This window comes from Streptomyces sp. NPDC101227 (assembly GCF_044767545.1).
Taxonomy (GTDB): Bacteria; Actinomycetota; Actinomycetes; order Streptomycetales; family Streptomycetaceae; genus Streptomyces.
Map to the genome: position 1 here is coordinate 234671 of NZ_JBIWOD010000008.1, position 17962 is coordinate 252632.

General features: G+C 70.2%; 24 protein-coding genes. 11 read left to right on the forward strand and 13 right to left on the reverse strand.

Annotation, left to right across the window (positions count from 1 at the left end; genetic code table 11):
- Positions 1 to 54 precede the first annotated feature (54 nt).
- The 9 genes from ACIRPT_RS20980 to ACIRPT_RS21020 form a co-directional block, all read right to left on the reverse strand.
- A complete protein-coding gene (locus ACIRPT_RS20980) occupies positions 55 to 963 on the reverse strand; it encodes a hypothetical protein (protein WP_403829063.1) in 909 nt (302 codons plus the stop codon).
- Between the two features lie 99 nt (positions 964 to 1062).
- A complete protein-coding gene (locus ACIRPT_RS20985) occupies positions 1063 to 2556 on the reverse strand; it encodes a hypothetical protein (RefSeq protein ID WP_403829066.1) in 1494 nt (497 codons plus the stop codon).
- Positions 2557 to 2717: 161 nt separating this feature from the next.
- Positions 2718 to 3353, reverse strand: a complete 636-nt coding sequence (locus tag ACIRPT_RS20990) for a hypothetical protein (protein ID WP_403829068.1) — start codon at positions 3351 to 3353, stop codon at positions 2718 to 2720.
- A gap of 94 nt (positions 3354 to 3447) precedes the next feature.
- Positions 3448 to 4005 carry a hypothetical protein gene (locus ACIRPT_RS20995; RefSeq protein ID WP_403829071.1) on the reverse strand — a complete coding sequence of 186 codons (558 nt, stop codon included), beginning with the start codon at positions 4003 to 4005 and terminating at the stop codon, positions 3448 to 3450.
- Positions 4006 to 4073: 68 nt separating this feature from the next.
- Entirely contained in the window at positions 4074 to 4562 is a 489-nt protein-coding gene (locus ACIRPT_RS21000; protein ID WP_403829073.1) for a hypothetical protein, read from the reverse strand.
- A 74-nt stretch (positions 4563 to 4636) separates the two neighbouring features.
- Positions 4637 to 5056, reverse strand: coding sequence for a hypothetical protein (locus tag ACIRPT_RS21005; RefSeq protein WP_403829076.1), 420 nt, complete (start codon positions 5054 to 5056; stop codon positions 4637 to 4639).
- A gap of 152 nt (positions 5057 to 5208) precedes the next feature.
- Positions 5209 to 6933, reverse strand: coding sequence for a hypothetical protein (locus ACIRPT_RS21010; RefSeq protein ID WP_403829078.1), 1725 nt, complete (start codon positions 6931 to 6933; stop codon positions 5209 to 5211).
- A gap of 192 nt (positions 6934 to 7125) precedes the next feature.
- Positions 7126 to 7545: a hypothetical protein gene (locus ACIRPT_RS21015; protein ID WP_403829080.1), complete on the reverse strand. Its 420-nt coding sequence runs from the start codon at positions 7543 to 7545 to the stop codon at positions 7126 to 7128.
- Positions 7546 to 7756: 211 nt separating this feature from the next.
- The gene (locus ACIRPT_RS21020) at positions 7757 to 8170 is read right to left on the reverse strand and encodes a hypothetical protein (RefSeq protein WP_403829083.1); all 414 of its coding nucleotides are present in this window, start codon (positions 8168 to 8170) and stop codon (positions 7757 to 7759) included.
- Positions 8171 to 8438: 268 nt separating this feature from the next.
- On the opposite strand from ACIRPT_RS21020, the gene ACIRPT_RS21025 reads away from it, so the two are divergent.
- The 9 genes from ACIRPT_RS21025 to ACIRPT_RS21065 all read left to right on the forward strand — a co-directional run bounded on the left by ACIRPT_RS21025 (position 8439) and on the right by ACIRPT_RS21065 (position 14545).
- Positions 8439 to 8684, forward strand: a complete 246-nt coding sequence (locus ACIRPT_RS21025; protein ID WP_403829085.1) for a hypothetical protein — start codon at positions 8439 to 8441, stop codon at positions 8682 to 8684.
- Positions 8685 to 8748: 64 nt separating this feature from the next.
- On the forward strand, positions 8749 to 9174 hold the full coding sequence (locus tag ACIRPT_RS21030; RefSeq protein ID WP_403829087.1) for a hypothetical protein: 426 nt from the start codon (positions 8749 to 8751) through the stop codon (positions 9172 to 9174).
- Positions 9175 to 9194: 20 nt separating this feature from the next.
- Entirely contained in the window at positions 9195 to 9836 is a 642-nt protein-coding gene (locus ACIRPT_RS21035) for a hypothetical protein (protein WP_403829090.1), read from the forward strand.
- 20 nt (positions 9837 to 9856) lie between these two features.
- Positions 9857 to 10054 carry a hypothetical protein gene (locus ACIRPT_RS21040; RefSeq protein ID WP_403829093.1) on the forward strand — a complete coding sequence of 66 codons (198 nt, stop codon included), beginning with the start codon at positions 9857 to 9859 and terminating at the stop codon, positions 10052 to 10054.
- A 206-nt stretch (positions 10055 to 10260) separates the two neighbouring features.
- Positions 10261 to 10641: a hypothetical protein gene (locus tag ACIRPT_RS21045; protein WP_403829095.1), complete on the forward strand. Its 381-nt coding sequence runs from the start codon at positions 10261 to 10263 to the stop codon at positions 10639 to 10641.
- Positions 10642 to 10717: 76 nt separating this feature from the next.
- The gene (locus tag ACIRPT_RS21050; protein ID WP_403829098.1) at positions 10718 to 11026 is read left to right on the forward strand and encodes a hypothetical protein; all 309 of its coding nucleotides are present in this window, start codon (positions 10718 to 10720) and stop codon (positions 11024 to 11026) included.
- Between the two features lie 238 nt (positions 11027 to 11264).
- Positions 11265 to 11951 carry a hypothetical protein gene (locus ACIRPT_RS21055; protein WP_403829101.1) on the forward strand — a complete coding sequence of 229 codons (687 nt, stop codon included), beginning with the start codon at positions 11265 to 11267 and terminating at the stop codon, positions 11949 to 11951.
- A 153-nt stretch (positions 11952 to 12104) separates the two neighbouring features.
- Positions 12105 to 12953: a hypothetical protein gene (locus ACIRPT_RS21060; protein WP_403829104.1), complete on the forward strand. Its 849-nt coding sequence runs from the start codon at positions 12105 to 12107 to the stop codon at positions 12951 to 12953.
- 266 nt (positions 12954 to 13219) lie between these two features.
- Complete coding sequence (locus tag ACIRPT_RS21065) at positions 13220 to 14545, forward strand: DNA cytosine methyltransferase (RefSeq protein WP_403829106.1); 1326 nt, start codon at positions 13220 to 13222, stop codon at positions 14543 to 14545.
- A 42-nt stretch (positions 14546 to 14587) separates the two neighbouring features.
- On the opposite strand, the gene ACIRPT_RS21070 is transcribed toward ACIRPT_RS21065, so the two are convergent.
- The 3 genes from ACIRPT_RS21070 to ACIRPT_RS21080 form a co-directional block, all read right to left on the reverse strand.
- The gene (locus ACIRPT_RS21070) at positions 14588 to 14989 is read right to left on the reverse strand and encodes a hypothetical protein (protein ID WP_403829108.1); all 402 of its coding nucleotides are present in this window, start codon (positions 14987 to 14989) and stop codon (positions 14588 to 14590) included.
- Positions 14986 to 15525: a hypothetical protein gene (locus ACIRPT_RS21075; RefSeq protein WP_403829111.1), complete on the reverse strand. Its 540-nt coding sequence runs from the start codon at positions 15523 to 15525 to the stop codon at positions 14986 to 14988. Before ACIRPT_RS21075 ends, ACIRPT_RS21070 begins: the two co-directional genes overlap by 4 nt.
- Positions 15526 to 15603: 78 nt before the next feature.
- A complete protein-coding gene (locus ACIRPT_RS21080; protein ID WP_403829113.1) occupies positions 15604 to 15927 on the reverse strand; it encodes a DUF6087 family protein in 324 nt (107 codons plus the stop codon).
- Positions 15928 to 16222: 295 nt separating this feature from the next.
- On the opposite strand from ACIRPT_RS21080, the gene ACIRPT_RS21085 reads away from it, so the two are divergent.
- Both ACIRPT_RS21085 and ACIRPT_RS21090 read left to right on the forward strand, forming a co-directional pair.
- A complete protein-coding gene (locus ACIRPT_RS21085; protein ID WP_403829115.1) occupies positions 16223 to 16465 on the forward strand; it encodes a DUF6207 family protein in 243 nt (80 codons plus the stop codon).
- Between the two features lie 90 nt (positions 16466 to 16555).
- Entirely contained in the window at positions 16556 to 17128 is a 573-nt protein-coding gene (locus ACIRPT_RS21090) for a hypothetical protein (protein WP_403829118.1), read from the forward strand.
- On the opposite strand, the gene ACIRPT_RS21095 is transcribed toward ACIRPT_RS21090, so the two are convergent.
- Positions 17100 to 17957 (reverse strand): hypothetical protein, encoded by an 858-nt coding sequence (locus tag ACIRPT_RS21095; protein ID WP_403829120.1) that lies wholly within the window; start codon positions 17955 to 17957, stop codon positions 17100 to 17102. The two genes, ACIRPT_RS21090 and ACIRPT_RS21095, sit on opposite strands and share 29 nt — an antisense overlap.
- Positions 17958 to 17962: the final 5 nt, after the last annotated feature.

The window sequence follows — 17962 nt, forward strand, 5'->3', positions numbered from 1 at the left end:
GAACTGGGGTGAAGGGGAAGGGGGCCGGGGCGCGGTCGGCGCCCCGGCGGGCGGTCAGGCCGCCAGGTCGGGCAGGGAAACGGCACTGTCCTGCTGCCAGTCGGACAGGGAGGCCAGGAGGCGGTTCCGCCACGCGAGGGCGTACCTGGGGCAGTTCGAGCAGGTCTTGTGTGTGCAGCCGGGCAGCGGGGCGTGGCGCCGGGCGTTGAAGCTCCAGGCGAGGGAGTCGGAGCTGTAGAGCAAGTGGTGAACCTCGCGCAGGCCGGTCACCTTGAAGCCGAACCCGTGCAGGCGGAGGCCGAGCCCGTGCAGGGTCTCGACGATCCGGACGGCTTCCTTGGTCGACTGGCGTCGGCACACGGAGCCGAGGCCGACCAGCGGCTCAAGGGTGAGGTCGACACCCATGGCCGCGTACATGTCGACGCACCGGAGGTAGTCGTCGAGTGTCCAGCCCTGGAGGACGGGCATCCAGGGGAGTTCGTCGTCGTGCCACATCAGGTTGAGGTACGAGGCGACCGTGCGGCACTGGTGGTCGTAGATCGTCCGGACCGTCTTGGCGAGGATCTGCGGCTCGCACATCCAGTCCTGGATCGCTGCGCGCTCCAGCTCGCCCACCTCTTCGGCGTATCGGCGGACGGCGGCGGCGTACTGGCCCGGGGGCACGGTCCAGTGGCCGTGCAGGCTCAGTTCGGTGAACCCTCCGGAGTCGAGCATCCAGGAGGTGACGGCGCGCGGGAGTCGGCGGCGACCGGCGAGGCGGCGGTGCGAGACGCACAGCGGCACGGCCAGGCTGCCGCCGAACTCGGGGCGCTCCAGCCAGGACGGCTGGTGCGTGCCCAGGTAGCTCCAGCGGTCGGCCTCGCCGTACTGGAGGTATGTGCGGCCGGGGTCGACGGGGCCGGGCGGTAGCGCGGGAGCGGCCACCGCGGATGCGGGCACGTCGAAGAGTGCGACGGACTGCACGAGGAGTCCCTTTCGGTTCGGGTCTTGTTGGCGGTTGCTCTCCACCAACACTCGAAATACTACAGCATGCGTCGTCTTGGATCTACCTGGGCCCCACTGTCAGGTCGTCAGCTCAACGTCCGACGTGCGCTGCTCCTTCCGCAAGTAGCGCACCGGCACGTAGCCGTTCAATCGGCGCTGCCGCTGCGCCTTCACCAGCGGCCGGATCGGAGTCCACCGCGTGCCCGCCAGACCCGTGATCTGGGTCCACTTCGCCTCGAAGCCGTCGCGCTGCTTCGACTCGACACCAGCTGGGGCCGCCACCAGGTACGCGGCCGCCGACGGGAAGCCGTCGCCCGCGTCCAGGTAGTGCGCCCGCTGGATGTGCGAGGCGTGGCCCGACCGGAGTCGCACTTCCTCCTCTTCGCGGCACAAGCGCAGCAGCGTCATATCGGCGTCGAATCGGTCCCCCTCCCACACGGTGCGCACCGACCTCCACGCGGGCCCCTTGGCCTGCTCACCGCGGCAGCCTTCGTCGTCCCCGTCGCACCACGGCGCGGTCTCCACCTGCTCCCCCGACGCCAGTTCGTACCCGGCCCAATGCTCACGCCGGCACGCCGCGGACCGCTTCGTGCGGCACCACCACCGCGGCGACGAGCACCGCTTGCCGTGCCAGGTCCGGCAGTCCTTCGTCCGGCCCGGCAAGTACAGGCGCCGGACCTCGTACAGCGCGAACGGCGCCCGCTCCAGCGACAGCTCGAACTGCGCCAGCACCTCGTTGTTCTGCTTGTCCTCGGCGAGCTGCTGGTACAGCGACCGCTCCCCGTACAGCGCCACCTTCTCGTTGAGGGCCTGCGAGGTGTACTCCATCATCAGCGCCGCTGACGCGATCTCCGGGCTCTCGCGCAACCACTCCTCGTGCTGCTCCCTGGAGGCGCACACGCCACTGAACGGGCAGAAGGTGCACGCGCTCTTGCGAATGCGCTCACCGAGCCGGGCATGCACGTACGCCTCGACCGCGGCCCGGTCCATGCCGTCCGTCGCGATCAGCGGGTAGTACGGCTCGCACACGACGCGGCCTGCCTCGGCGTTGATATTCGCCTGGATCAGGCTGTCCTTCTCCGCGCGCCCAAGTTCCCCGGCGTGGTAGCCGATGACTCGACGGAACGGGGCTGTGCCGAACTCGAAGGCCGCCCAGGCATCAAGTGCCCATCCTTTAAAGCGAATTGAGCACGTCCTACGGCCACTAGCCATCTGGGGAACGGTGCCGGCAGCGCGCAGCTCGTCTGACAGCCGCCACGGGCCCGCCGGCCAGATCCGCCCCGGCGTACGGGTGTCATCGAGGATAAGCACCCCGTCTGCGTCCCGGCGGCCGCCGCGCGCGATCTGGACCGTGCGCACCCTCCGGGCCGCGAGAAGCGGCAGCACCAGGCGGTCGACGTACGAGAGCGATGCCGCCCACTCGTCGCCGGTCACGGCGTGCACGACGATCAGGTCCGACAGGTCCGGCTCCAGGCCGTACGCCTCCGGGGCAGCGAGGAACTTCAGCAGGATCGCGGTCGAGTCCGCGCCGAGTCCGTACGACAGCACGGTGGGCCGCTTTCCGGCTGCCACGGGGGCGGGCGCCGACGCGGGCGATTCGGGCAGGGCAAACAAGGCGGTCTGAGCCGTGGCAACCACGAGCGGGGCCTTTCGAGTGTGGGTCTGGGGCGGGTTGCTCTCCCGCCTGAAGAAGGGGGCCGGGGCGCAGCTCGAGCCGCGCCCCGGTGGCGCACTCAGCGGGTGGGGCAGGTGAGGTAGTCGGTGATGGCTTCGGCGGCGGCCGCCGAGTCGGTGGCGCAGTCGACCGGGCCGCTGTAGCCGCTGATGAACAGCGGGTCGCCGACCGGCTCCCCGAACTCATCGTGCAGGAACACCGTCCAGCCGGTGTGGGCGGCCGGGACGTGTCCGACCGACGGGTTGCGGTCGCCCACGGACAGGTGCGGACGGTCGCGGACGTCCGCGGCGGGGGTGGCAGGGTCCAGGGGGATGGCGTAGCTCATGCCGACGTCGTCACTGTGGGCGGTGATGCCCCACTCGGCGAGCGCGGCGAGCAGCACGGCTCCGGCGTTCGGCCGGGGGGTGGTGAACCACTCGGCGACGGCCCGCGCGCACTGGGCCGCGTCGCTGCCGGGCGTCTCGTACACGGTGGCGGTCTCCGCGAAGTCCGGGGCACCGTCCGGCACCCAGGCGGCTGCGCGGTAGCCGCGCCCCGTGAGGTCGAGCGGGGACAGGACGACGTGTTCACCCGACAGGGCCTTGCGCTGGGGGACGTCGGCGGGGTGTGCGACGAGAAGCCCTTCCTCCTCGTCGAAGTAGGCCGGGACGCCGACGGCGGCGAGCGCTTCCAGGGCGATGGCGGTGGTGAACATGGCTGGGTTCCCTTCGGGTTCGGGTCTGTCGGCGGTTGCTCTCCGCCGGGGGCACAGGGATGGGGCGTCACAGGAGGCACCCCAGTGGGTCGGACTACAGGTCGCCGGGGGCGTCGGGGTGCTCGGGGCACGGCCCGTACTGGCCGGTGCGGGTGCCGGGGTGGACGTGGCTGCGGCCGGAAAGGCTGCACCCGTCCTTGTTCTCGGCGCAGTTGGTGACGCACGTGCACGCGTCCTCGTCGGCACCAGAGCGCGGGGCGGCGAGCGCGGGGGCATTCTTCACCGCTCGTTGGGCCAGCCACCGGACGTACCGGATACCGCGGTGCCTGGACAGCTCCTTGACCAGGTCCTCGCCGAACACGGCCAGCTCCGGCCAGTCCGCGAACGCGCGGGCGTACTCGGCGACAGTGAGCGACGGGAAGCGCCACTCCTCGGGTCGGGCCAGGCCGACGCTGCTGGTCATCACCTCGTCGAGGGCCTGCCACGCCGTGACCAGCTCGGTGGCTATGTCGTCTCGCTCGCCCATGCGGTCGATCTGCCAGCCCAAGGACTCCGTGGTGCCGGCCGCGCGGGTCCGGTCGGCGTTCGTCTGCCATTGGGTGGTCAGCTTCCGGAGGTGGGAGAGCGTGGCGTTCGCGTCGGTGGTCTTCATCGTGGGTGTCTCCGTTCGGGGCGGGGCCGCGCCACCGGGTGAGGGCGGCGCGGCCTGTGGGGAGGGCGTCAGGCGGCGCGCTGCGCCTGCGGGAAGCCGGTGATCAGTCGGTGGCCCAGTTCGGTCTCGTACGGGGCGTACAGCGGGCCGCGTATGCCGTCGTCGCCGTCGGTGGGGTGCACGGTGCCGTTGGTGTCGCGGTACTCGATCAGGCCGTCGCGGTGCAGGGTCTTGGCGGTCGGCCACGGGGTGCCTTCCGGCAAGCGCCCGTCCTCCCCGGCGCTGCGGAGCGCGGTGTTCCCGGCGTCGGTGAGCAGCGCGCGGCGGCCGCGGCTGTTGATGACCAGGAACGTCGGGCCGTCGTACCCGGCCCAGCGTGCGCCTACGGCCGCACGGCCGGTGTTGGTCACCTCGGTCACCCAGTGGGCGAGGGAGATGGCGTCCAGGACTCGGGAGTTCGACTCCTGGACGCGGCCCTTGGGGTCCGCGAGTACGCCCAGCAGAGCGCGGCGGTGTGCGGGGGTCGGGGTGGTCGGGATCTTGCGGGCGGTGGCCATGGCGGTGGTCCTTCGGTACGGGAGAGGTGGGGCGCAGGACGTTGCTCGCCCTACGCCCCTGTGTGGGTGGGTGGTCAGAGGACGTCGGTGATGTCGAAGAACGTCACCAGGCCGCCGGTGAACCGCTGACGGCCGAGGGGGAGCGTCGGCTCGGCGAACTCGGCGCGGACCAGCCGCTCGTACTCGTTCTCGGAGACCAAGCGCACCCAGTGGTCGACGGTGCGGAAACCGACGACGCTCCACTTCTCGACGCCATACAGCTCGGCGCGGGTGACCGGGTCGACGTATTTAACGAGCCGGATGATCAGAGCGGGCCCGGTCTCGCCGTTGATGACGGACTCGCGCAGCGTCTTGCCGCCCAGGATCTCCAGGGAGTACACGGCATCGAGCTCGGGCTCAATGTCGACGGGCCCGGAGTCGGAGAGGACGGTGCGCAGCGGCCCGTACAAGGCGGTGATCTCGTCCACGCTGAGCATGGTGAACGTCAAGGACACGACGGTCCCCTTTCTGTTCGGGTCTGTGGTGGTTGCTCTCCACCAACACCTAAAATAGTACAGCACGCGTCGCACTGGGGGTAGTAGCACCTGGAGAACAATGCGGTTTGACCCCGCTGCGCCGTGCGCTGTGCCGAATTGAGGTGCCTCGGCTAGTTGGTCATCATGTTGGTCAGGTGGGGGCCGATGTACCCGACGACCAGGCGGCCGGCACTCCCGCCCCGCGTCCCCTTCACGTCGTCGAGGAAGTACACCCGCGGCGCGATCCGGCCGCGGGCAGCGAGCTTCAGGTGCGCCTGCATCTCCGCGCGCTTCCCGCCGGGGACCGGGAACAGCCGCTCGTGCCCGTACTGCTCCATCGTAGGCGCGCTCTCCGTCATCGCGACCTGCTTGACGGGGTACGGCTTCGCGCCCGCGGGCGGAGTCATGCAGAACTGGTAGAAGCCACCGTTGAACCCGTCCTTCGCCGCCGCGGCGTACGAGTCGAGCGACACCATCGCCGTCCAGCCCTTCGCCGCCCAGGTGCGCGACATCGGGTGCTCGTCGAGCCCGAAGGCGATCCGCCGGTCCGCGGTCACCGTCAGGTGTTCCAGCTCCCCCAGGCGCTCCCACAGCTCCTCGAAGGACGACGGGATGCCCGGCAGGTTCTCGGCGGCCTCGACGACCGCCTCAGAGCGTCCCTGACGCAGCAGCAAAAGCCTGAGCCGGTCCGCCTCGCCCCGCGCCTGCTGCAACGCGTCCAACGTCGTCAGGTGGTCCTCGATCTCGCCGTCCCGCTCGCCGATGACCACCTGGAGGTGCTCCTGCATCGACGTGTTCGCCCGCTCCGCCAGGTCGACGGTGCGCCCCAGCTCCGACAGCTCTTTGTCGGCCTGCTCGAGCAGCCCGTTCAACAGGCTCACCTCGGCACGTAGCTCCTCGTCGTGCTCGCCCGACCGCTGCGTCGGGACGGAGGTGAGCAGCCGCGCCTTGTTCATGGACTCGCGGCGCTCCTGCCGATGCTGCTCGGCGATGCGGTCGGGGAACGCAAGGACAGAGAGCTGCCGGGGCAACGGGCGCTCCAGGGCGAGTGCGTTCACGCGACGGGCGACACCGCGCCACGTCTGGTCTGCCGGATCGATCCACCGGGCCGGGCCCATGAGCCGGTGCCGAGATGCGTCCGGAGCCCAGGCCGGATCGACGAGCGGCAGAAACGTCCGCACAGAGCCGGGACCGACACGGTGGTCGGGGCCGATCGCCTCACGGAACGCGTCGACTGCGGCCAGGTCCCACAGCAGGTAGGTGGACGCGTCTCCCGCGACGTTTCGCATCGTGCCGGCCACCCGCTCCGACCACAGCGGATCGGGCTGCGTAGGCCGGGCAGCGACAACGGTCGGCAAATGCCGTTCGGGGTCGCACAGCACGTCGACGAGTTGATGCACACGGTCATGCGTGACGCGCAGCGCGTTGACGCTCAGCCTCGACATGCCGTCGCGCGGCTCCAACTCCGCTACCAGAGAGCGGATCAGGTTGGGCTTGCTGGTCCGGAAGGTCTGGGTGCCGTTCGGGAAACACTCCAAGTCGACGCTCACCATGCCACCGTTGCCCGTGGTGGAGCGGACGGCCGTCACGGTGGTGCGCCACGTAGCCTCCGCCTTGTCCTCGCGGAGCTGGATGCGGGTGGCGTACTCGGCGCCGCTCTCGTCGTACGCGGCCTGCGACAGCAGCAGGGACGACTCGTCGAGCGCGTGCTGCCCAGTACCGAGCTGCGCGGCGGTGCGCGGGAACTTCTTCTTCAGCCACGCCCCGGACACCCATCGGACGGTGTCGAGCAGCGTCTCCGCTTCGGGCACGGCGAACAGGGAACGGTGGGCGAGTGTGCTGGCAGGTGTACTCACGGGAACCTCAACATGGGGCGGGGCCTGGCGCATGACCAGGCCGGTCGGATTGGCCCCGCACGCAGGTCAAATAGAGCCTAGGAGCGGCTTTCTGCTGCGTGCGGGGAGAACTGATCAAGGTGGCCGACACCCGCCCCCCAGCTGGGGGGGCGGGCGGGATGGTGGGCGCCCGCCGGAACGGGCGCCCGGCGATCACGAACCGAAGTGGCTGCGCCCGTCGTGGTGCAGGTGGATGCCGTGCACGTGGAGGTGCTTGGTGGCGTCGTAGTCCTTCCAGGTGCGCGCGTCCGCGTCCCAGCTGGACGCGCCGACGATCCAGCCGTAGAAGTAGCCGGTGCCGAACCGCTCGTACTGGTCCAGGCCCTGCTCATCGGGATGTGCGGCAAGAACCGCCTCGAACATCACCCGAATCGCACGGGTCTCGTAGGTGTCGGCGGCGAAGCGGCGGGACTCAAAGTGGCAGTAGCCGTAATCCCTCACGTCCGTACGGGAGGAGACGGCCAGGCGCTCGGCGATGGCGTCGGGCAGTACCAGGACCGGCTGGTCCCAGGTGTCCAGCGCGACGGTGATCTGCGCCGGAGTCAGCTCGGCAGCGGACGTCGCAGCAGTCATCAGAACGGGTCCTTCCAAGGAAGAGCAGACGGAATTTCGCGAGTTTTGAGAGCCCTCTACGCGCGCGCACGCGTAAGAGCGCGTTGTTTTGCGTTTTCGGGGCTGGTGTGGCGGGTGTGGCTTCGGGCGGTGCGCGCCCGGCGCCGGCACCGGGGTTCCGGCACGGGGGTGGGGCGCACCGCCCGCCCGGAGGGGCGGGCGGTGCTACCGATCAGAGGGTGGGCTCGCCGAACTCGCGCATGGCCTCGACCAGTGCGAAGTGCTTGAGCGGCGCGTAGGTCTTGAGGATGCCGCTGAGCCATGAGGCGCGGCCTTCGCGGGTCAGGGCGCGGGCCCATGTGCGGGAATCCCGGTAGACGGTTCGAGCGGTGCCGTAGTTGACGCCGACACGGTCCATGTAGTCCTCGATGGCGGTGGCGCGGTCGTGGGCGGCGATGGCTCGGAGGCTCGCGGCGTAGCCGTCGATGGCGGTTACCTCGAAGAGGTCGAGGCAGTCAACGGTTGCCTCGATGCTCAGCAGCTCGCGCCCCTCCTCGGTGTTGGGGGTGAGGGTGACGCCGTGCACGGTGCCGCCATCCATGGCGACGGTGAAGGAGCGGGGGGTCTTGTCCAGGGTGACGGGCATGGGTGTGCCTTTCGGTTTGGGTCTGCGCCCGGTTGCTCTCCGGGCTGTTCGGTGGGCGTTCCCACCAACACCTAAATAGTACAGCATGAGTCGCTCTTTGAGAAATGAGATCCTCAAAAATGCGCTCTGAACTGCCCTTATTCATCTCTCCACTTCCCCCGAAAGACTCGTGCTGTACTTTTTCTCTCGGGGTGTGTAGCGTTCCAACCCGCACCACCGGCCCGGAGAGCAACCGGGCCAACAGACCCGCTCCGAAAGGGACTTCGTCATGCACAAAATGCGCCTGCTCACTCGACGCCCCCGCCCCGCGGCGCTCCTTGCCGCCGGGCTCGCCACCGCCGGACTCGGCGCCCTCGCGACCTTCGGCAGCTTCTACGACGGACAGAACGCCGGTGTCACCTTCGGCACCCCCGGCTGCTCAGTCGGCATGGAGTGGCGCGGCGCCCCGGGTGTCTTCGGCTCCTGCACTGGCACTGACCCGGACACCAAGCCCGCCCCCACCGAGCGCCGCTGACACCCGCCGCCGGGGCGCATCCGCGCCGCTACACCTGGCCCCGTTCCGCTGGAGGAGACCCCGTATGCCGCAGTTCTTCGACCTCGACCCGACCGTGCGACCCGTCCGCCTGTCCGCCCGCCCGGCCGGCACTCACCCCTACGACTTCGACCCGGCCGCCGTGCGCATCGTCCGCGCCGACCGCGTACAGCACGGGGATGTCGTCCTCGGCGAGGTGTACGACCATGGCCCGGCGGGCGGCGCCGCGGGAGTCAGCTACCTGCCGTACGGCTGCATTCCGTACGCCGCCCGGCCGCGTCCCGTCGACCCCGCGTGCCCGTGCGAGCTGTGCCGCCAGCACCGCGCCGACCCGCACACCTACCTCACCGACCCGATCGCGCTCGCCGTTTGGCCGCGCGAGGGCCTGGATCCGGTGTGTCAGCTCAACAACGCCGACGAACTGCTTGTGGTCGTCCCCGCCCACCAGCTGCCCGATCCCGCCACCCGCTGACACCCCTGGAAGGCCCTGCCATGCGCACTCTCGTACTCGCCGACAGCTCCGACACCCTCCCCCTCACCGACCGGCCGACCGCCGACGACTTCCCGCCCCTGCCGCACGGGCTCACCCTTTCCGACGTCGTGGCCGTCCGCGCGCACCAGGTGAAGCTCGGCGACCTCGTGGTCGCCCAGTTCAGCGATGGGACCGGCGTCCGGCCAACCGAGCATGTCCCCGTGCCGTTCCTCGCCGACCCGCACTCGTTCTCCGACTGCCCCTGCGAGGGGTGCGAGGAGTGTGACGACATGGACGCCTGGACGCTCGCCGAGCACAGCCGCGTCGCGGACGTCGGCTGGAGGTTCTTGTGCCTCGCCCCCGCCGAGGACGACGAGCCGTGCGTCATCGTGCTGCGTAACCGACCCGTGGCCGTGATCCCCGCCGACGTCGTGGCGCGCGCCGAGGAGGCCACCTCCGAGCCGCCCGTGCGCACGTACGGCGTGATGTGGTCCGCCGACTTCGAGGCGACCAGCCCGCAAGAGGCGGCGCGCCTGGCGTTCGAACAGCTCAAGAGCTATGCCGCCGACGGGTGGCCGCCGGAGTTGGAGGTGATGGATGAGAACGGGCAGATGACCGTGATCGACCTGAACGCCACGGCAGAGAAGGGGGAGGGTCGGTGACAAGCCGGGACTGGAGGCAAATGGGGCGTGCCGACTTCGACACGTCCGCGCCGCCCTCCCTCGTTGATGAGAGCACCGCGCGGGCCGGGGCCCCGGTGCCGGCCACGCCGGACGCGTACGGCACGGCCGCGTTGTTCGGCGACGAGACGCCTGTCCGCCGGGCCGCGCCCCGCCGCCGGGCCCAGGCGGAGCAGCCGCAGGCTGACGCCCTGTTCTAGGGGCAGCATTTAAGTACAGCATGCGTCACTACATGGGGTCGCGAGTATCACCATCGGCCCGAGCGGGGGCCGCATTTACGGGATGCGACTGCCACTTCAGCGATCGTTAATCACGTCCTGATTGAACCCCGTGCGACTCATGCTGTACTATTTTAGGTGTTGGTGGAGAGCAACCGCCAACAAGACCCGAACCGAAAGGTGCCCCCATGGCTTCCGCCAACTCCCGTCGCGCCGCGGCCCTCCTCCGTAACCGCGCCCGCGCAAACCGTGCCGAGGCCCGCGCCCGCCGCGCGGCCGCCACCGCTGCCCGCCGCGTGCGCACCGGCCCCCGCTCACTGGCTACCCACATCATCGCCACCGGCGCCCCGCTCGACATCGTCGCTGGGGCCGCTGACGCGCTTCGCACTCAGGCCCGGAAGGCAGGCATCCGGGGTCACGCCGCCCGCATCCGCCGCACCCTGAACGGCCGCGCACGCCGAGTCGTGACCATCTACCGCTACACGGCCGAACAGGTCGCCCAGATTGTCGCGAACTACAAGCCGCGCAAGGCCGAGTACAAGGCCATCCGCGCCGCCCTCGCCGCGTAACACCCCCGCCCGGCGCGACGCAAACGCTTCGCGCCGGACACCCTCCCCCCTTCAACCACCACCCCGCGAGGTAGTCGTGATCAGCGCCCCGAACATCACCATCAAGGACAGCAGCCAGCTCGCCCAGGGCGACATCGTGCGCACCCACGGAATGCGCGTCCGGCTCGACCACGGAGCTTCCAGCCCCCGCCCCGACCGCACCGTCTACGCCTGGACCGGGACCGTCCTGAACCTCGATGAGGTCCGCGCGGGCGACCACGTCCCCGTGTCCTTCCTGCGCACCTATAAGTGGCAGCCGGGAACGGGTTGGGTGACCGACCGCGAGGACGTGTGGGTCGTGCAGGGCAACGAGTTCGTTGACTGGGTCGTCGAGAACCCCTCCTGATCCCCCGGACGGGGCGCGGCCCTCCCCCTGCCGCGCCCCTCCTTCCCCACCTGGGAAAGCACCGCCGTGAACAGGCCAGACCTGGGCCGACGCCATGGTCTGCGACTGCTGGGGCTACGACTGCCCCGCCACCCAGCGGCCCGCCCATTGCTGAGTCCGTCTCGGGGCGCACCACTCCGGTGCGCCCCTCGTCCCCGGCCGGAGAGCAACCGGCCCCGACCGAACCGAAGGCAACACGATGAGCCGCACCCTCACCTACCCCCGGACCGCTACCTACATCGCGGAGCGGGCCCGCATGGCGCTGGGCGCCTACAACGCCGTTCCCACGACCTACGGGGCGCGTGACCTCCACCACCGCATCCAGGACATGTGCGGGTACGCGTACTTCGCCGTCCAGAACGGCGAAGGCAGCGACTGGCAGAGCTTCAGTGATCAGCTCATTTCCGTGCTGCGCAGACTCGACGAGGCCGGGTCGGTGGCAGTCACCAACCCCCAGCACGCGATCCGCGGCGCCCAGGACGTCATCGCTGGCTTCGAGCGTGCGGCGGGCATCGGCCAGCAGCGCCCCCTGACTCCTCCTCCGTACGACCAGCACGGCCACTACAACCCCGCGCCCGGCACCGAATACCCGTTCAGCGTCGCCGACGTCGGATACGCCGCCGTGCAGCTCCTCGGCCCCACCTGGCAGACCGAGCCGGTCCCGTGGGGCGTCGGCGCCTACCTCCAGCACGATGCCGAGACGTACGGCTACCTAATGCTCGTCGACACCGAGTGCGACCCCTCGTCCCACGGACAGCTCTACATCTGCGACGACTTGAACAGCGGCAGCCGCAGCTACCTGCCGGACGCGACCGCCGCCGACGGGCTGGACGCGCTCGCCTCCCTCGTCGCCGACACGGTGCGCAGCCTGCGCGACGCCGACTGAGCGGCCACCCGCCACGCCCCGGTCATCCGGCCGGGGCCTCTCGGGGCCGGAGAGCAACTGGCCCCACCGACCCGGCAGCAGGCGACGCAAAGCCCACACTGCCGATCCACTCCCCGGCGAGAGCAACGCCGGAAGACCCGAAGGAACTGCCCGATGGCTACTGCCACCGCCCCCGTGACCGCCGCGCCGGCGCTCGCCCACCGCGTCGCCGAGCGCCTGCCGCACCGCGACGGCAACGCCTGGACGGTCACCCCGTACTCGGCGTGGTGGACGACCCACCCGGCCGCGCGCCTCGCCCAGGCCGGGCGGTCCGGCGCGCTCATCTTGGCCGCGCACCCGTGGCGCTCCGAGATCGCGTGGCAGCTCGACGACCGCGAGCCGTTCAAGCCGGACCTCACCCTCGACCGGATGGCACCGGAGCCCGTGACCCGCGAGGTCCTGCGGCTCGTCCTGCCGCGGCTGGACGACGCCTCCGCCGTCGCGCATGCCTATCGGCCCGCCGTCGCCGAGCGCGCCCGGCTGCGCCACCTGAACCTGATCGGCAGCGCGGTGCGCGCCCAGGGTGCGGCGACGCTCAACGTTGTCGGTATCCAGCCGAACAGTCACGTCGTGGCGTGGGGCAACCAGGGCGTGCGTTACACGGTGACCCTCGTTGGCGCGAACCCGGCGTGCGACCTGTCCGTCACCGGGCCCGTGGCCGCCGTGGAGCGCGTACTGCCGCACTTCCTGCCGGAGCCCGCCACCCAGACGCCCCGCTATCCGATGCACGGCGTGCGGACCGCCCTGGGTCGCCGACTCGCCGCGCATCTCGTGCAGTTCACGACCATCGACCAGCTCGACGACGGTGGACTCACCTTTGGCGGGAGCACCGGCCCGTTCGGGTATGTCGCCCCGCCTGCTGATCCCGTGGCCCGCGTCCGCGACACCACTCCTGTGGCTGCCGAGCTGCACGGCGTCGGCATCGACCACTTGGTCCACCTGGCCGCGACCCTCGCCCGCTGACCCAACCCCCTTGGTCCGCCCGGCCGAGGGGCGCGGCTCACCTTCGACCTGGACTTGGTGGACAGCGCCGACTGACGGCCTGGCGTCGCGCCGAGCGGGCCCGGCACTCCTTCTCCGGAGTGTCGGGCCCGCTCTCGTTTTGCGACAGCTTGAGTCGCACACGCATCTCTGATCTGCATGAATAGAACCATCATGACGTTTGCTGTAATATTTCAGGTGTTGGTGGAGAGCAACCGCCGACAAGACCCGAAGCGAAAGAGACCCCAGTGCCCGAACTGACCGCAGCCGAACAGAGCGTCGTAACCACCGCCCTCTCCTACAAGGAGACCGGCGCCCCGATACCCGCCCACCTCATGGCCGAGCTCGACGAGATCGCCGCGCCATGGCCCGGCCGTTGGCTCCTCCCCTGGGAGGAAGGCGAGCCGGAGCGCGTAGTTGAGCTGTGTGCCGGTCCGGGCGGCTGGGGAGAGGGACTGAAAACGGTCCTCGGCGTCACCCGCTTCGACGTCGTCGGTGTCGACATCGACGAGGACGCGTGCGCGACCGCCCGCGCCGCCGGCCACGCACGCATCTGCGCCGACGTCACCCAGCTCGACCCCGAGCATCCGGCACTGCGCGGCACGCGCGGTGTCCTCATCAGCCCCCCATGCCCCAGCTTCTCGACGGCGGGCAAGCGCGCCGGACTCCTGGAGGCCAACCTGGACATCCTGTGCGAGGTCATCGCCTACGTTGGCGAAGCCGCCGGGTTCATCCGCCTCGACGAGGTGTGCTGCGACGAGCTGTTCCCCGACCTGGAAGGCGAGTGCCCGCTGTGCGCCGGTCTCGGCTACGACGAGGGCTACGCCCCGCGCTCCGGCGCCTCCTGGGCGGAGGTCCGCGCCATGCTCGACGGGCTCACCGACCCGCGCATCGGTCTGATGGCCGAGGTCGCGATATGGCCGATCGGCCTCCAGGCAGCGGGCGCGCCGATCACGTGGATGGCCATGGAGCAGTCCAGCAACCTACCTGAGCGCGTCCTGGACGACCTCTCGATCGAGTTCGAGTGCGCCGACTGGTTCCGTACCTCCTGGGCCGTCCTGGAGGCCGCAAACCTCGGCGTCGCCTCCCGCCGCAAGCGCACCTTCATGATCGCCACCCGGAACAAGTGGGTCGACCTCGCCCCGACCGCCGAGGCGCTGCCCGTCACGACGATGGCCGAAGCGCTCGGCTGGAACGAGGGCGAGCGGATCAACACCCGCGGGCAGCGTCCCGTCGACCCGGCCACCGGCCGCGCCAAGGGCGGCAACTGCTTCTCCGCCGACAAGCCATCCTGGTGCCTCACCGGCAAGACCCGCACCTGGGTCCGCGAACGCGACGGACTCCGCCTCACACCCGCCGAGGCCGGGACGCTTGTCTCCTTCCGCGCCACATATCCATGGCAGGGCTCCCGCTCCTCCCAGTTCCAGCAGGCCGGAGATGTCGTCTGCCCCGCCGTCGCCGCGTACGTCCTCGCCGCGATCCACGGCATCGACTGGGAGCCACGAGTCCGCGACTACCTCACCGGCCTCTACCACTACGACGATCTGTGGGACGAGTACGACCTAGCGGTCTGACCCTGACGCCCGGCCTCCTCCCATCCGGAGGCCGGGCCGGAATCAATTAGCTGTGGGCGAAGGCTGGTGCCCCTGAGCCATGATGATCTCGGCATGCTGCGCCCTCAATGAGAGCGGCAGCCCCGCGGCCTTCCGGGCACCGCGGTACGTCAACGCCCACCCCATCTCGCGCCCGGTAGTTCCGTCGGCATCCCCCTCGACCCGCCACCACAGCCAACCGAACGGGTGCGTCCGGCCCGAGGAGAAGGGCGCAGCGAAGGCGTACGTCGGCAGACGACTCATGGCCGTCAGGGTCTTGGCCATTTCCGGGATCCCGCCGAGCCCGATCAGGTCCTGCCGCGTGTCCGCCCGCGCCGCCTTCGCGGCCCCCTTGTAGGCGGCCACCAGAAACAAGCCGACTACGACTACGGCAATAGCGATGAGCAGCAGCCATCCCGTGCTCATCGCGTAGTCCGCATGCCCGGGACGAGACACAGACCTGACCGCTCAAGCCCGTCCGGCGTCAGGGCGTTCGCGCTGCCGGCGCGACCGCACGACCGGGCAAGCACCGGGTTCAACTCCCTCACCGCCCCCGTGGCTTCGGCATACGCGGTCCTCGCCTCGGCATACCTCGCCCAGGCACGTACGTCATCACCAGTCACGTACTGGCGGGACATCTCGCTCGTGACGTCGTCGGCCGCGGGGTCGAGGCGGAACCGCTCATTGCAGTAGTCGATCCAGGCCGAGCGCAGGGTCAGGAGCCGCTGTGCGGCTACCAGAGCGGGCAGGAGCAACGGAACCAGGGGAGAGTCTGGGGTGATGCCTGCTGCCAGCCTGTGCAGCGCGGAGTGCACTGCCAGGCTGTCGTACACGGCCTCGCCGACGAGGCAGTCCGGATCGCCTCCCGGTGTGCCGCCGCCGAATGGTGCTCGGGTGGCGACGTCGAGGTGCGCGTGCCAGGCCAACTCCCGCTCGCTATGTGGCGACTTCCGGTCAGGCATGCTCTCTCCCTCGTGCACAGTGCGCGTCGCACGCCTGTCTACCCGACCATCACTCTCGCCACAATGAGCACATGGGCATCAGGCGTCGCGCTCGTCAGCCGGAGACGGCTTCCGGTGCCGGCCGCGGCCCTTGCTCAGCGGGGGGCGGTCCCACTCGGCTGGCTTCTCCTCGACCGGCTGCGGCGGGTGCAGCAGTGCCTTCGCGGCGGCCAAGTCGCCGACGAGTCCGACAGTCACCCACTGGGTGCCGTCCCACTCCTGGATCACGCGCGGCGCTTCCGGCTCGACGTGTGCCCCGCGGTGCGGCCCCTCCGTGAGCGGCACCGCCCGCAGCTTCCCCTTCGACAGGGCCCGGCGCTCCTCGCGCCGCCGTGCCCACTCCTCCAACGGCTCCTCGTTCATCGCAGCATCGTGGCGCAACCGCACTCCGGGTCGCCACCCTCGTCCAGCGCACCCAGGCGACACAAGCCCCGCCCAGTGGCCAACGTCCGGTGTCCCACCCCCGCTCGGAAGGAAGCACCGTAAGCGCTCCCCCGCCCTCGCGCCGCAATGTCGGCCGCATCGTCGGCGCCTTCCTCCTCGTGATCGCCTCCATCGCTGTCTTTGGCGGCAGCACCGCACCCGACCGCGAGTCCTCGATCATGTGAAGCGCACGACCGGCGAGAACCCGTCATCTGTCGAGAGCCGTCATACCGCCATGACCAGCAAACTGCACCAGCATGAGCCGGGCCACGTGTCCATCACGATCGCCGGGGCCGACGAGAAGACCGTCCTCGACATGGCGTTCGCACTCGGCCGCTGCCACAACATCTCCGGGCCCGGCACCCCATGGCACGCCCCCGGTGTCCCCGGAGTCCGCGTTCACGTCTATGGCCACACCGACCCAGGCGACGCACCCGAGACCTGCCGCTGCCAGCCGCAAGAGCCCGAATCGAGCTGAACGCGACACTAGACCGCTCGGACAGGATGCTGCGCCGCTGAACTACCCCCTTACCGGGCGCACAGCTTCCCCATCCTGGCCGGCTGCCCGGTGACCGAACGGAGCACCACATTGCAGCCCGCCGTCCTCGAGGCCATCGACACCTGGGCGCAGCACTGGGACCAGACACAGGCCGCGGCTGTCGCCGCGCTGAAGACCGCGTTCCCCCGCCTCGAAGACCAGCCTCGGTACGTGGGCTGCGACGACATCCGGCTGGAGTACGAGGAAGTCGGGCTCGGCGGCGGGCGGGTCTGCGTCGACGATGAGGGCCGCGCCAACGTCGAGTTCGACCAGGTTCCCAACGAGGTGATCGTGCGCGCCGTTGACGAGGTTCGGTTTCCGTACCTCGACTACGTCGACGGGCCGCTGTTCCAAGCGCCGCCGGGTACGTACGTCTACGAGTGCGAGGGATCGAGCGCGCAGTTCGAGTTCGTCCTCGGCACGCTCGGACACGGCCAGGTGAACATCTCGTTCGCCACCATCCCGGACGCCGTTGCAGTCCTCGACGCCCTGGAGCGCGCGTTCGCCGAACGGGACGCCGCCGGGGCGCGACACTGCTGCGGATCCGCCGCGAGGACTAGCCTGGCGAGTGCCCTCAGCAACGGGCCGATCTCGGCTCGGTGACCGGGGCACGCAGGTGATCGAGGTGCTGTCGTACGGCGTCGGCCAAGTCGGCGTAGAACGGCACCCGGATGGCTGCCTGCAGGATTTCGGTGCACGCGGTCAACTCACCGACCCGTCCGGCAGGGGTGCCCAGGATGTGGGCAAACTCCTTACTGACCCTGTCTGCGATGCCCGGCACGGGCAGGGAGTGCAAGTACAGGTTCGCGGCGTCGTAGCCGGTGGGGGCGGTGCCCCAGCCCTCCCAGTCCAGGATGGTCAGCTCCGGGCCGGTGAGGTTGGCCCAGTGGAGGTCGCCGTGCGCGGTGGTCCAGGTGATCTCGCCGGGGGTGATGCCGGTGAATTCCGGGACGCGGCGGCGGATGTACTGCTCGCGTACCGCCTGGCGGCTGGTGTTGACGAGCGCGAGGTGGTCGAGCGCTTGGTGGAGGTCGTGCCACCAGGCATCCGGCAGGTCCACGCCATCGTGGAGCACTGGGCTTTGGGACACGGGCGGTGCGTCGATGAGCTGGTAGAGCTCTGCCCGGTAGTTCCAGCCGTCGGCCGACCAGTCCCGCAGCCCGAGCAGCCGCGGCCGGGGCACGGTGGGGTGCACGGAGCATTCCGCCTCCTTGGGGCCCTCCCACAGCTTCCCGCCTGCTTTGCCTTCGGGTTCGCTCACCAGTCGTAGCCACGCTGGGCCGTTCGGGGTCGTGACGGCCCCGGACAGCGTCCGGCCGGCGTATCCCCACAGCTCTCCGCCCGCGGCGTCGGCGAGGCCCAACAGGGTGCACGCCTGGCCGCGGGCGGAGAGCACGCGGTCCCTGACAATTGGCTCAGGGGCAGTGAACATCGGCT

Coding starts and splice junctions, on each gene's coding strand:
- ACIRPT_RS20990 (WP_403829068.1), bottom strand. CDS start 3,353: ATGTTCACCACCGCCATCGCCCTGGAAGCGCTCGCCGCCGTCGGCGTC.
- ACIRPT_RS20995 (WP_403829071.1), bottom strand. CDS start 4,005: ATGAAGACCACCGACGCGAACGCCACGCTCTCCCACCTCCGGAAGCTG.
- ACIRPT_RS21000 (WP_403829073.1), bottom strand. CDS start 4,562: ATGGCCACCGCCCGCAAGATCCCGACCACCCCGACCCCCGCACACCGC.
- ACIRPT_RS21015 (WP_403829080.1), bottom strand. CDS start 7,545: ATGACTGCTGCGACGTCCGCTGCCGAGCTGACTCCGGCGCAGATCACC.
- ACIRPT_RS21020 (WP_403829083.1), bottom strand. CDS start 8,170: ATGCCCGTCACCCTGGACAAGACCCCCCGCTCCTTCACCGTCGCCATG.
- ACIRPT_RS21025 (WP_403829085.1), top strand. CDS start 8,439: ATGCACAAAATGCGCCTGCTCACTCGACGCCCCCGCCCCGCGGCGCTC.
- ACIRPT_RS21030 (WP_403829087.1), top strand. CDS start 8,749: ATGCCGCAGTTCTTCGACCTCGACCCGACCGTGCGACCCGTCCGCCTG.
- ACIRPT_RS21035 (WP_403829090.1), top strand. CDS start 9,195: ATGCGCACTCTCGTACTCGCCGACAGCTCCGACACCCTCCCCCTCACC.
- ACIRPT_RS21040 (WP_403829093.1), top strand. CDS start 9,857: ATGGGGCGTGCCGACTTCGACACGTCCGCGCCGCCCTCCCTCGTTGAT.
- ACIRPT_RS21045 (WP_403829095.1), top strand. CDS start 10,261: ATGGCTTCCGCCAACTCCCGTCGCGCCGCGGCCCTCCTCCGTAACCGC.
- ACIRPT_RS21055 (WP_403829101.1), top strand. CDS start 11,265: ATGAGCCGCACCCTCACCTACCCCCGGACCGCTACCTACATCGCGGAG.
- ACIRPT_RS21060 (WP_403829104.1), top strand. CDS start 12,105: ATGGCTACTGCCACCGCCCCCGTGACCGCCGCGCCGGCGCTCGCCCAC.
- ACIRPT_RS21070 (WP_403829108.1), bottom strand. CDS start 14,989: ATGAGCACGGGATGGCTGCTGCTCATCGCTATTGCCGTAGTCGTAGTC.
- ACIRPT_RS21075 (WP_403829111.1), bottom strand. CDS start 15,525: ATGCCTGACCGGAAGTCGCCACATAGCGAGCGGGAGTTGGCCTGGCAC.
- ACIRPT_RS21080 (WP_403829113.1), bottom strand. CDS start 15,927: ATGAACGAGGAGCCGTTGGAGGAGTGGGCACGGCGGCGCGAGGAGCGC.
- ACIRPT_RS21085 (WP_403829115.1), top strand. CDS start 16,223: ATGACCAGCAAACTGCACCAGCATGAGCCGGGCCACGTGTCCATCACG.
- ACIRPT_RS21095 (WP_403829120.1), bottom strand. CDS start 17,957: ATGTTCACTGCCCCTGAGCCAATTGTCAGGGACCGCGTGCTCTCCGCC.